This window comes from Roseivirga misakiensis (assembly GCF_001747105.1).
GTDB lineage: Bacteria > Bacteroidota > Bacteroidia > Cytophagales > Cyclobacteriaceae > Roseivirga > Roseivirga misakiensis.
In genome coordinates, this window is sequence record NZ_MDGQ01000005.1 from 240,046 (window position 1) to 253,117 (window position 13,072).

13 protein-coding genes are annotated in these 13,072 nt (G+C 39.8%); 1 reads left to right on the top strand and 12 read right to left on the bottom strand.

All coding sequences use genetic code 11. The features are described from left to right. The first annotated feature begins 34 nt into the window (after positions 1-34). Positions 35-721, top strand: coding sequence for a head GIN domain-containing protein (locus BFP71_RS08750; RefSeq protein ID WP_176723341.1), 687 nt, complete (start codon positions 35-37; stop codon positions 719-721). 21 nt (positions 722-742) lie between these two features. Here the strand turns inward: BFP71_RS08750 and BFP71_RS08755 are convergent, their stop codons facing one another. From BFP71_RS08755 to BFP71_RS08810, 12 genes are all read right to left on the bottom strand, one after another. Next, the gene (locus tag BFP71_RS08755) at positions 743-1,426 is read right to left on the bottom strand and encodes a lysoplasmalogenase (protein WP_069835112.1); all 684 of its coding nucleotides are present in this window, start codon (positions 1,424-1,426) and stop codon (positions 743-745) included. Next, entirely contained in the window at positions 1,416-2,618 is a 1,203-nt protein-coding gene (locus tag BFP71_RS08760) for an MFS transporter (RefSeq protein ID WP_069835113.1), read from the bottom strand. The genes BFP71_RS08755 and BFP71_RS08760 overlap by 11 nt, the downstream gene beginning before the upstream one ends. Before the next feature lie 3 nt (positions 2,619-2,621). Further along, positions 2,622-3,699, bottom strand: a protein-coding gene (gene prfB / locus BFP71_RS08765; protein WP_141719715.1) for a peptide chain release factor 2 whose coding sequence is annotated in 2 segments (ribosomal slippage) — positions 2,622-3,638 and positions 3,640-3,699 — 1,077 coding nt in all. Because the reading frame shifts where the segments join, the coding sequence is not laid out codon by codon here. A gap of 115 nt (positions 3,700-3,814) precedes the next feature. Continuing rightward, positions 3,815-4,318, bottom strand: a complete 504-nt coding sequence (locus tag BFP71_RS08770) for a hypothetical protein (protein WP_141719716.1) — start codon at positions 4,316-4,318, stop codon at positions 3,815-3,817. Positions 4,319-4,357: 39 nt separating this feature from the next. Next, on the bottom strand, positions 4,358-5,422 hold the full coding sequence (locus BFP71_RS08775) for a branched-chain amino acid aminotransferase (protein WP_069837010.1): 1,065 nt from the start codon (positions 5,420-5,422) through the stop codon (positions 4,358-4,360). Between the two features lie 194 nt (positions 5,423-5,616). Then, positions 5,617-6,171 (bottom strand): cob(I)yrinic acid a,c-diamide adenosyltransferase, encoded by a 555-nt coding sequence (locus BFP71_RS08780; protein ID WP_069835116.1) that lies wholly within the window; start codon positions 6,169-6,171, stop codon positions 5,617-5,619. Positions 6,172-6,174: 3 nt separating this feature from the next. Continuing rightward, a complete protein-coding gene (locus BFP71_RS08785) occupies positions 6,175-6,915 on the bottom strand; it encodes an ABC transporter ATP-binding protein (RefSeq protein ID WP_069835117.1) in 741 nt (246 codons plus the stop codon). Positions 6,916-7,080: 165 nt separating this feature from the next. After that, entirely contained in the window at positions 7,081-9,639 is a 2,559-nt protein-coding gene (locus BFP71_RS08790) for a hypothetical protein (RefSeq protein ID WP_141719717.1), read from the bottom strand. Between the two features lie 26 nt (positions 9,640-9,665). After that, entirely contained in the window at positions 9,666-9,962 is a 297-nt protein-coding gene (gene gatC / locus BFP71_RS08795) for an Asp-tRNA(Asn)/Glu-tRNA(Gln) amidotransferase subunit GatC (RefSeq protein ID WP_069835119.1), read from the bottom strand. Further along, entirely contained in the window at positions 9,952-10,695 is a 744-nt protein-coding gene (locus tag BFP71_RS08800; RefSeq protein WP_069835120.1) for a lysophospholipid acyltransferase family protein, read from the bottom strand. The genes gatC and BFP71_RS08800 overlap by 11 nt, the downstream gene beginning before the upstream one ends. A gap of 81 nt (positions 10,696-10,776) precedes the next feature. Beyond that, the gene (locus BFP71_RS08805; RefSeq protein ID WP_088125130.1) at positions 10,777-12,384 is read right to left on the bottom strand and encodes a flotillin family protein; all 1,608 of its coding nucleotides are present in this window, start codon (positions 12,382-12,384) and stop codon (positions 10,777-10,779) included. A 4-nt stretch (positions 12,385-12,388) separates the two neighbouring features. Then, positions 12,389-12,910, bottom strand: coding sequence for an NfeD family protein (locus BFP71_RS08810; protein WP_069835122.1), 522 nt, complete (start codon positions 12,908-12,910; stop codon positions 12,389-12,391). Positions 12,911-13,072 lie beyond the last annotated feature (162 nt).

Below are 13,072 nucleotides of genomic sequence, written 5' to 3' on the forward strand. Positions count from 1 at the left end.
TACGGTCTTTAACATGAATAAATTAAATACGATAATGAGAACTTTAATAGCATCCTTTTTAATGGTTTTGGCTTTTGGTGTTTTTGGCCAAAATAAAGAAACCAGAAATGTCCGAGACTTCGATGAAGTGGTAATGAGAATGTCAGGGAATGTTTACATCAAACTTGGTAATAAAAACGAGGTTGTTTTAGAGGGTGATGATCGTACTTTGGAACGAATAGAAACAGAGGTTAGAGGAGGAAAGCTTTCGATTGGTGTAGAAAGCCGTCGTGGTTGGAGGTCTCGCTCTAGCGGTAGAGTTAATGTGTATATTACTATTAAAGAGTTGAGGGGCGTTTCTATCAGTGGATCGGGTGATGTTATTGGGCAATCGGTTTTCAAAACTGATGATTTTTACGCCTCTATTTCTGGTTCTGGTGATATGGAATTAGAAGTTGATGCCAAGAATATAAATGCCAAAATCTCGGGTTCGGGTAATATTGAATTAAAGGGTTCAGGAGAATATGCAAGACTTACTATGAGCGGTTCTGGTAAATATCTTGCTGAAGAACTTAAGGTTGATGATTATGAGATCTCTATTTCTGGCTCAGGAAGAAGTTCTGTAAATGCTCAAGAAAACCTTGATATCCGAATTTCTGGAAGCGGTAGTGTTTACTATAAAGGTAGGCCAGCTATCAATTCAAGTGTTGCTGGAAGTGGTAAGGTTAGACGAATAAACTAATTCTTATTATATAGATTCGAATCAAGATCCGGCTTCTGGCCGGATTTTTTGTATAAAAGCGATGAGGCCCAGTGCAATTAGTGCCTGCGCCGAAATGTAGGTAAGCATAATCAAGAAATCTGCGGCTTGGAAGCTCATGTAGAATTTATCTAGCGCCAGTAGCGTGTCACTAATTACAAATAATGTGGCGCCAGACATAACTAGCCAAAAACTCTCTGAACTTGTCTTCTTCCATCGCTTTCTGGCTGTCATAATCATCAGGCAAATCACTACAATATAAAGTAGCGTGGGTATGTACAATGTACCAAGTCCATCCTTGATGATAGAGAATATAATTAGACCGTATAACACGAAAACCCCGTCCTGCCACTGTAGTTTCATTTTACGTTCTGTTGCATCATTCGCATTGAAAAAAATGAAGGTATAAACCAAGTGGGCGACTAAAAAACAGCCAAGCCCTAGCGTGAAATAATTACCCTGATTTCCGAATAAAAGCAGTACATCACCGATGAAAGAGAGGCCAAGTGCCATCATTAAAAACTGTTTAAGCAATGACGAAGGGCAGGTTCGGTAGACAAAAAAGAGAAGTGATGGCATTAACAACGACTTCGAAATTTGAGTCAATTCGTCCATGTTGTTTAACCGACCGGCCAAGTCGATTATTGAAATAACCAGAAAGGGAAAAAGTGATTTATCAACCTTCATCTGTCAAATATCTATGAAATACTCTTTTGGACCACCCGAGTCCAAAGTTTAGGAATAAAAAACCAGCTAGCGCCAAGCTGGCACATGTGATAAATGCTAATTGCAGGTTTTCTATTCTATTTGCATATATATAACCACTGATAAATGCGCCAAGACCTATACCAATTTCAAGTGCAATATACATGGTGGCAATCCCCTTTCCTCGTGCTTTTTCCAGACTCAAGTCTATAGTCCAGGCATAAATAGTAGGTGTATTCATACCAACTGCCACACCGAAAACAATGGAACTGGCGATCAGCATAGTTTGAGTAGTAGTAAAGGCTACCATTAAATCTGCTATGACTATCGCTACTGCTGCGAACTTTAAAACGATCACTCGGCCAAATTTATCCGAAGCTTTGCCTGCAAGTACTCTTACAATTAATGAGGATAATACGAAGATGGCAAAAAAGATTCCCTTGTTTCCTTGGCTGAACCCTACATTAATGGCTAGGTCGGGCATCAAGGTGAGGGCGGCTCCAAAAGAAAAAGAAGTCAGCAAGAAGAACAAGGATGGATTAAAAACCCTTGGTTCAAATATTTCATTTCGTTTGATTTTAAGCAGGCGAGGGTGGAAGGGTTTTTTGTCCTTTAATGTTTCTTTCATGCCTACTAAAATCAGCACAGATAAAAGTGCCAATGCCGAAGAGGTATAAAACATGGTCTCAAGGCCAAAGGCTTCAGTGATTTTAGGACCAAAGCTTGGTCCTGCGGCCATACCTATACTGCCAAAAAGCCCGGAGTATCCCATGGCTTCGCCACGTCTATGTTGTGGAACTATGTCGGCGATGTATGCTGAAGTGCCGGTGGGTTTAAATCCTGTCGAAAATCCATGCAAAAACCTCAGTAGAAAAAAGGCCCATATAGTACCTAACAAAGGATATAAAAAGCCAACTACAAAACATACTCCTGCCCCGAGGATCATGACTGGGATTCGGCCAATTGTATCTGCTAGTTTACCGCTAAACGGGCGTGATAGGCCTGCTGTGATTGTGAATAAGGAGATGACGTAGCCTTTTTTATCTCCACCACCCATTGATGTCAGGTAGTCGTAGAGATCGGGTACGATCATATTGAAACTTGCAAAGAACAGAAATGAGCTAAAGCAAAGTAGTACAAACTGTAGTGAGAAAATGTTCTTTTGTTCGGACATTTTCTACTGCTGCATTAAATAGGCTTTTATAAAATCATTTAAATCACCATCTAGTACATTTTGTACATCGGTGCGTTCTACAGAAGTTCTATTGTCTTTGATGAGCTTATATGGGTGAAGCACGTAATTTCTAATTTGAGAGCCGAAATCCACTCTCATTTTTTCACTCTCCACTTGGTCTCTAGCCATATTACGTTTATCCATTTCTATCTGATATAGTCGAGACTTAAGCATATTCATGGCACGTTCACGATTTTCAAGTTGAGAACGAGTTTCAGTGTTTTCTATACTAATACCGGTCGGTGCATGTTTAATTCTAACACCTGTTTCCACTTTGTTTACATTCTGACCCCCAGCACCGCCAGAACGGAAGGTGTCCCAAGAGATATCCGCTGGATTTACTTGGATTTCTATGGTGTCATCTATTATAGGATAGGCAAAAACCGATGAAAACGAGGTGTGTCTTCGGCCGCCTGAATCAAAAGGGGAAATCCTAACTAAACGGTGCACACCAGACTCAGATTTAAGCTGGCCGTAAGCAAATTCACCTTCAAATTCTAATGTGGCAGATTTAATTCCCGCCACATCACCAGGCTGATAATTCACCTGTTTTACTTTCATGCCATTCTTCTCACCCCACATGATGTACATTCTCATTAGCATTTGGGCCCAGTCATTACTTTCTGTTCCGCCTGCTCCAGGGTTTATTTCTATCATTGCATTGAGCTGATCTTCCTCACCGCTCAGCATTTTCTTGAATTCTAGCGCTTCTACTACTTCTGTAGCCTTCCCAAATTCTTTTTCAATCTCGGCTTCGTCGCCTTCGCCCATTTCAAAGAATTCGTAAAGTGTTTCTAGATCTTCTACAGCGCTATTCGCTTCTTCAAAGCCTTTGGTCCATACTTTTTTAGACCGAATTGCCTTGAGTACTTTTTCGGCATCTTTTGGGTTATTCCAGAAATCGGGTTGTGCAGTTACTAATTCTTCTTCTTGTACCTCTCTACTTTTAACATCGTAGTCAAAGATACCCCCTCAAAGCCGCTACTCTGGCCTTTAAATCCTTCAGCTGATCTGCTGTCATGGTGTTTGCAATTTAGATTGCAAATGTGGTTAAATGGACTCTATAATTCAAGCGATCGCCTGTATGAAGTTGAATGAGAAATTTGCTCAGAAGATTACTTTAATAGGACAAAGGACTAGAAACCAACGATGTAGGCTTCAAACTTTGGATTAGTAAGATCTACCTTTTTTCGGCGCATCCATTTGAGCATAAAACCAGAAAGCACCAATGCACCGCTTGTGACAGTTACTCCTTCGTCAAGTGATAATCTGTTGCCATCTATTACCGAATCGTTGAAAATATCTAAGGCAAAATAGCCTACCCCTGCCACGGGCAGAACTTCTTCGACCCCTCGTAACAACCTAGATCGGTTTGAAAAGGCATTGGAAACATCGATAGTTTCAATCTGGTTTAATCGCAGAATGTTGTTCTCAAGCACGATAGTACTATCGGCAAATTCCGTGATTCGATCTCTGAAAAATTGAGTGTTACCTTTTTGTAGATAGACCAAGTAGTTCCCTGGCCTATATTCATATCTTCTTGACCCTCCTTTTTTCCTGACCACCATGTAGGATTGGGCAGACATGGACTCAAAACAAAATAGCAGTCCAAGGATGAAAAACAGTTTGTGTATCTTCATTTGGGCTGCTAAGTAAGTTAAAATTCTCGTTAAGTAATGTTAAACTTTATAAGTCCAACCGTACTTATCTTCAACGGCTCCAGTACGAATGTCGTTGAGTTCTTTTAATATTTTTATTGAGAATTCTCTTTCTGCTGGATCACTTAGTTCATAAACCTCATCTTGGAAGCCTATTTTGCCGATCGGAGCAATCGTTGCGGCAGTACCTACGCCAAATACCTCTTTCAGTGAGCCATCTTTGGCGGCTTCTATTATTTCTTTGACAGAAATTCTTCTTTCCTCCACTTTCATTCCCCAGTCGCGAGCAATTGTAAGCACACTATTTCTAGTAATACCGTCTAGGATTGTTCCAGAAGTCGGAGCAGTAAGGAGCGTGTCACCAACAATAAACATGACATTCATAGTACCCGATTCCTCGATATACTCATGTGTCTTACTGTCTGTCCAGATGAGTTGGTGGAAGCCTTTTTCTTGGGCTAATTTTGCAGGGTAAAGACTTGCGCCATAATTGCCACCAGCTTTAGCGAAACCTGTGCCGCCTTCGAACGCTCTTGAAAATTCAGTCTCGATCTTTACGTTTACCGGCTGCGTATAATACGCCCCAACTGGGCAAGTAATGATCATAAACCTGAAGTTATCAGAAGGCCTGATACCTATATATTCGTCAGTGCCAAAAATGAACGGGCGAATGTATAATGCAGTGCCTGGTTTAGAAGGAACCCAACTACTATCTAATTTAATAAGCTCAGTTAATGCCTCCATGAACAATTCTTCTGGTAGCTCAGGAATACACATTCTTTCACCAGAAACGTTCAATCGTTTTGCATTGGCCTGCGGTCTGAATATTATGACTTCTCCTTCTGGATTTCTGTAGGCCTTTAGTCCTTCAAAAACAGTGATCGCATAATGTAGCGTCGTATTGGCAGGGCTGATAGAAATATTTTGGTAAGGAGTAATCTTCAAATCTTGCCATTCACCATCGATATAATCGGCGGTAAACATATGATCTGAGTACAGTTTTCCAAAAGGAATATTGTTCTCATCAAGCTCGCTTATCCTTGAGTTTTCTGTTGCTTCAATACGTATTGTTTGAGTATCTATCATAGTGAGCTTATTAAATAAATTGGTTTGCAAAGGTACGGCAATGGCCATCAAAATGCAAACGGTTGTCAAAGTGTAAAAGATTAATATTCAACAACTTACAAAACGATTTGACCAAACTTTATTTGATAAAACCACTAAGAATAAGGTGAATATTTTGTAAATAATTTAGACAGCACAATTATCAGCTGAATACTTTATTTACTCTTTCTTGGTTCCCATAAAACTTCCTCAGCATCAAGTTCTTGTGTCATAGCTCGGCCAAGTACAAACAAGAAATCTGAAAGTCTATTCAGATATCTAATCACAAGTGGGTCTACGGGTTCATGATCATTAAGGTTGATTGTTATTCTTTCGGCGCGCCTACAAACGCACCGAGCGATATGGGCAAATGATACGGATTGATGTCCTCCTGGCAAAACGAAATTAGTAAGTGCTGGGAGCTTCTGATCGAGCTCATCCATCGTTTCCTCCAGAAGAGTGATGTCCTTTTCGAAGAGGTCCGGTTTTACAACTTTATCCTTTCCAGGTTCGGTAGCCAACTCAGCACCTAACGTGAATAGTCGGTCTTGAATCTCCTTCAATAAATCGCGTCTTTCCGTATTGACTGGCTGGTCACGAAGCAAACCGATGTAACTGTTCAATTCATCAACTGTTCCATAGGCTTCTATTCTGACGTGTGCCTTAGAAACACGAGCACCACCCAAAAGTGAGGTGGTGCCTGAATCTCCTGTTTTTGTATATATCTTCAAATCCTATGCTTCTTCTTCTACTGCTTGATTTTTCATAGGGTTTACGCGCGTTGGGTTGTCGTTTACGACATCAGTTTCAATTAACCCATCTCTTAACCTTACGATTCTGTGCGAATATTGAGCAATATCATCTTCGTGCGTTACCATGATGATCGTATTTCCTTTATCATGCAGTTGTGCAAATAAATCCATGATATCATAAGACGTTTTACTGTCTAAGTTACCTGTAGGCTCATCTGCTAGAATAATCGAAGGGTCATTTACTAGAGCTCTCGCAATAGCAACTCTTTGTCGCTGTCCACCAGATAATTCATTTGGTTTGTGATGAGCTCTATCACCTAGACCTACACCTGCTAGTGCGGCCAAAGCTTTTTCTTCTCTTTCTGCCTTACTGTATCCAGCATAAATTAACGGTAGTGCTACATTTTCTAATGAACTAGCTCTTGGAAGAAGGTTAAAAGTTTGGAAAACGAATCCGATTTCCTTGTTTCTAATCTCCGCAAGTTCATTTTCAGTCATATCACTTACGTCGTTACCGTTCAATATGTACTGTCCTCCAGACGGTGTGTCAAGACATCCGATCATGTTCATTAGCGTAGACTTTCCAGAACCAGATGGTCCCATGAAAGAAACATATTCGCCTTCATTAATACCGATGCTTACGGATTTCAAAGCCCTGATGGTTTCGCTACCCATTTGGTAGATCTTTGAAATGTCTGTTGTTTCTATTACAGGTTTACTCATAATCGTTTGACGTCAGTAACGGATGAAAAGTTTAATACACTACCAATTAATTATATAAAAGGTTTAATATTTCAAAAGAATTAAAAACCATCCATGCAGTAAAACCTCTTTACGTGAGCGGATGCCCGACTGGATTATAGGTGAATGTCAACTACTGAATTGGGATTATTTACGAATAAGGTCTTGTATTCTTTCTTCTTGGATCGATTCAAAGGTCGTTTTCACTTTGTTATAGTTTTCTGGATCAACCATCTTCTTTAAATCTTCAAGTGCCGATTTCCCAAAGCTACCGTATCCAGACCGAGCACATTGATAGATATACTCGCTTAATAATTCTGTTGAATTCTTATTTATCGTGATTGCAGAGCGCAGTAATCGGTAAACTTCGGCGGCATCGTATTCAAAGGCTCTTAGTTCAGCTAGGCTCTTTAAGGTAGTCTTTACATCAAAGGCATTCAGGTCTGCTATAGCAGCCATTTGCTGCACATATGTTGTACTATCTAGTGTATTCTTTTTTTCTTCAAATGCATTGAATAAAGGGCTTATGTCTGCTTGTTCTTTGTAATCTCGGACTTGCTTTAAGCCATCGATAAAAGGTTTAACCTGAGGCTCGTAATATCCGCTCTTACTAGCCTGGTCAAGACTTTCCAAGGTTAAAGCTGCTTGTCCTTGGTCAAATGCCCATACTGCTTTTACAAAATATGGAAAACCTGCTGAAACCTGACTTGATGCTATTGCCGTTTCCAGACTTCTAAAAGCCTGATTTACTTCCTCTTGATTGTAGTGTCCTATGGCTTTGGCCATTAACAAGAAGTTTTTAAAAGAATCGTTTTTCGGGCTGGCTAGGTAATAATCAATGGCTGTGAGGATAACCCCTTTATCTTTATCGGTCTGATTCAGGGCTGCATTGTATAGGTAGAAAAGTGACGGTCTATTAAGTATAGTATCCTTATTTAGCGCCAAATTATAAGGTATTATTCCGCCTTGAGCATTGGCCAAAGCTTGCCGATTGATCATGACGTTTAAGTCATCTGTATGAGCATAGTTGACTGTTGTATCGAAGTTTATTCGTGCTGCCAAGTCGTAGTTTAAAGCCGCTAAATTTCCTTCGCTGATTACAGAATTCGCTTGCCGATCATCTACAAAGTATACATAGGCCGAATCATAGTTTTCGTACCTGTAGTGCGCTAATCCCAAGTTGTTTTCTACTTCTTTACTCTCCTCTATTTCAGGAGAATTCATAAGCGTGGTCAATTCGCGATATAGTAGGTCGCGATCAGCAAAGTAATTACTGTAGGCAACTCGAGCTTTCGGGTTAGTGGATGCCTTTAATATGTTATTTAGTTTAAGCGGTATGTCATTGATTTCATCAGCTCTTTTTGCTTCTCTTGCCAGCGAAAAATTGGCTTTAAAATTATAGAAGTCGTAAAAGACGCTCTGCTTATAATACTGCTCTGATAATATCGGGTTATCTACTTTATCTCCTAAAGCCGCAAGCATACTGTATTGGCCAGCTTTCACCTGATAATAAGGCCTGTTGTTTAAGTAAAATATGCCTCCTAGAAACATGACAAAAGCCATAAACCTTGCGACCAAAATAGGGGCTCTCAGTCCTTTAAAAAATACTGGCCAAACGTCAAGATTTTCTAGCAGAGGCGGGGTGAAATTTACTACAGCGTAGAAAAAGAAAGTCAGTCCAAATGTCATATGACTAATGATAATCACCCATTCTAGAGCGTTTGTGATCGAGTCATTGACAGTAAGTTTAGCAAAAGCAATGAGTATCAAAACCAGACTACAACCGATCGGGTAGAGCCAGTTTTTAACGAGTCGAGATTCTTCTCTTTCAGTCAAACCATGAAGTTTTTTGTCTATGCAGAAATAGCCAGAAGTCATAGAAAGTATGAGAAGAATGTATGGGTTAATAGTATAAATACTAAAGGATGTATAACCTGTGCGTTGTAAGAAAATAAGAGTAGCAATACCTACGTATATGGCCCCGATGATCAAGAAGTGTCTCAGGCTTTGTTTACCATTACTAGACCCCTGAGTGGTAAGCTTAAAAAGACTGTAAATATTATCGCCTGCAATAAATACGATGAAAATGGTTGCCAGAATTACGGGTCCCATTATACCGAAAGAAATGGTTACTAAATGAGGATAGCTCAAATCAGTAGCATACAGGATCACCCCAATGATACTGCCATAAAGTAAAAGATTTGCCCCTAACCTAAACCAAAATCTAACATGGGGATAAAAAGTGTGGAATAAGTAAGAGACTATGGCATAGCCACCAATAACACCATAAGTTAAATAATCCGTAGCAATGCCTAATTCTTCCAACCTGAGTTGGATAAGGACAAATACGATGACACCTGAAACAATGAAATAGCTGAACCTATCTAAATAGGTCACGAGTGTAGAAACTGTGATTAAGGCCAAGAAGAAGATTGCAAAGACTATAGTTTCTGGCCAGCCCAAATAGCGAATATCTTCTGTAAAATATTTTTGCCAGCTTATAATCTGATCCACATAAAGCCCAGAAGTCTCACCATTTAATTGAAAGTATTCTAGTAAAAGTGGTCGAGTTTTAAAGTTGGTATCTACTTGCCACGGAAGGGCCAAATTATCGCCAACGATCAACGCATATACAAAAATAGCCAAGCACACTGCAGTCAATGCTATACTCGCTGTCTTAAGTATGTTGATTGTTCTATTGTCCAAACTCTTTTGCTAGATGTAGATAGGTTTCACGAGGAGCGTTTAAGCACTTTTGGCACCTTAAAGAATGAGCCTTCTTTTTCTGGAGCATTTTTTAGCCCTTCCTCAGTACTAAGGGTAGATTCTACTTTGTCTGCTCTGAGCGAATTAACTTCTTGAGTTATGTGCGTAAGTGGTTCAACACCATCAGTATCCAGTTCACTGAGTTTATCTACCCAATCCAGAATATTATTCATATCCGCTAAAAGCTGCTGCTCTTGTTCAGGCTGAATATTCAACCGAGCAAGATGTGCTATTTTGTCGATATCTTTTTTTTCAACCTTCATTTGAATAAAACTGCTCTAGTTCCTTTTCTATTGTATCCCGAACCTGTCCTTTCAATGCTTTAATCGCTTCATCACCAGTGCCAGACGGCCAAATAGGCTTGTGTACTTTCATGCTCACTATGCCTGGATGCATGGTTAGCGGCATTCTATCAGGCAAAAGTATATGATTACGGTGGATAGTTGCTGGAACAATAGGAATTTGTTCCTCAACTGCAATTCTAAAACTACCTTCTTTAAATGAGGCCATTTGTGGAGGGTTTTTCGAAACTATCCCACCTTCTGGGAAAAAAATAATACTAAAGCCCTCTTGAATCGCTTGGGTTACCGCTATCCAACTGGTATGTCTACTTCTCATGCTCTTTCTGTCAACAAGAATGTGCAATCGGCTGTACATATAACCCCAAAGTGGTACTTTTCTCAAAGATGCCTTACCTATGAATTTAAAGTTGTGCCAAATTAATCCAACGGTAGGAATGTCTAGATAGGAGTTATGATTTGTGCAGAATATGTATGTCTGTTTGGAATCTAATTTCTCTTCGAACCGAACTTTGGTTCTGTTTAAGAATAAGAAAAAGAAGAAAATTCTTGCCCAAATATGGTTGAGTGGAGCAGCTAAACTTTCAAGAGGCTTTACAAAAATTGCCAGTAGGAAAAATGGCAGTAGAATTAAAAAGGTTAGTCCAAAAACTAAAAGTCCGTAGGCAGAGTAAATCTTAAGAAGACTCTTTTTCATGCTGTTGGCGAAGATAAGTAAAGCACAAAGAAAAAACGCAGCCATTGGCTGCGCTTTTTTGAGATATATTAATCGTTAAGCCTAGGCTTCTTGATCGTCTTCTGTATCACTTGAAACATCGTCAGCATCTTCTATAGCGTCACTATGTTTGCTTTCAATATTTGCCAAAACGTCATTAGCAGTCATGCTTCCAAGATAATCTGGTAAGTCAATGCCCACTTGTTTAGCTAAATCATGAACCGGCGGAAGTGCGCTAATGAAGTTTCTAATAAAACCTGCAGTTGCATTGGTACCGTCACCGCCAGCACCACTACCTGAATCCCAAACAGTGATCTTATCGATCTGTAAGTTGGCAAGTGCCTCGGTTTGTCGCGATACTAATGATTCCATTTGCTCTAATAAGAGTAGAGTAGCCGCCGCTTTGCTATCGCCACCGCAAGCTTCAATGATCTCCTTATAACCAGTAGCCTTAGCGTTAAGTAGCTCTTCCATACCTTTCGCCTCCGCTTGGAATTTCAGTAAGGTAGAGTCTGCTTCACCTTTAGCAAGGTTTATCGTTTCTTGTGCTTTTGCTTCCGCATCGATTACCTTTTTACGCTTGTTGATCTCATTTCGAATGATTTCTTCTTTCTCCAAACGTGCTAGTTCAGCAATTTTTTCAGATTCAAGAATCTCTTTTAAGGCCTCTGCTCTAGCCACATCACTTCGTCTTTTTGCCTCTGCTTTTTGCTCCTCAAGTGCAGCGATTGATACGGCTTCTTTTGCTCTTGATTCATTTTCCCCAGCGATTGCTTCTGCCTCAAGGTTTGCAATAGAAATCCTTTTCTTCGCCTCTGCCGCTTTTTTACCTTCATCCGAGAGGGCATCTTGTTCGGCAACTTGAACTTGCTGCTCGCTTGTTGCTTTAGCCTCTCCAATCGCGGCTTCAGTTTCAACATTGGCAATGGCAATTCGTTTTTTGGCTTCAGCTTGTTTTACACCTTCTTCAGATTGGGCTTGTTCTACTGCTACTTGGACGTCTTTTTCTCTAAAGGCTTTCGCTTGTCCCATCGCACCAGCAGATTCTTGTTGGGCTACCTCTACTACGGCTTGGTTAATTGCCTCCGCAGCAGCTTTCTTACCAATCGCCTCGATATACCCAGACTCATCAGTGATATCTTTTATGTTTACGTTGATGAGCTCAAGACCAATTTTATTTAATTCACTGGCGACATGCTTATTGATTAAACTCAAAAACTGCTCTCTGTCTTTATTAATTTCCTCAATAGAAAGTGTCGCAATAACTAGCCTCAGTTGACCGATTATAATGTCTAACGCTTGCATTTTTACTTCGTCTTCGGTTAATCCCAAAAGACGTTCAGCAGCATTCAACATGATGCCCTCTTTTATAGAAATACCAACAGTAAATGTACTTGGTGTATTAATACGAATGTTTTGTTTGGATAAAGCACCTTTCAAATCAATCTCAATGGGTATTGGGCTCAGCGTGAGATATTGATAATCTTGGATGATGGGGATGATTAAGGCACCGCCACCATGAATACACTTAGCACTCTTCTCAGGTCCAACCTTACCATAAACAACCAATATTTTGTTTGATGGACAGCGCTTATAGCGTGAAATTAGAATGATAATGAGCACTAAAAAAAAGCCGACAGCTATGCCGATAACCGGTGAGATTAATTCCATATTTTTAATTTTCGTTAAAAGGTTCAACAAGTAATTTTCCGTGAGACAGGTCGTAGACAAGTACTTTCGTGCCAGTTTTGATAGCCTCAGATTTAGTTTGTGCGCTATAAGTTTTTAGCCCACCCTGAAGTACTATTTGTATTTGACCTTCACCTGATTGTTTTTCAGGAATGGTCAAGTAAACAGTACCAGTTTTTCCAATCGCATTTTCGATTGTGACATTTCCTTTTGTTTCTATCCCCTTTAGTTTGTTTAGCAGGTAAATGCTAATGATATAAAAGACAATGCCCACAGCAATAGACGTAAACAATATGAGTGTTCCACTCATATCTGTTTTATCATGGGCTAGATATCCTGTCCATCCAGACACCGCAAAAAATGCAATGAGGGCGTTGAAAGAGAAACTATCTCCCAAACCCTCAAACTCCAACTCATCTATGTCTAAACCAAAAAGACTTAGCAGAAAAATGATGCCTAGAAGAACGCTTGAGATAAGCGCAATATTCCAATAAAGATCTACTGTCATACGAAAAGATTTAAATGAAAAAGGTGATGGAAATCAATAAGAAATATACCGAATTGATCACTACATATCTATAGTATACTCTATAAATATTTACCTTTTATACAGAGTTATTTCCAGTGGATTTTCCGACGGATAAACGGTTTTGGACACAGCCGATGTTGA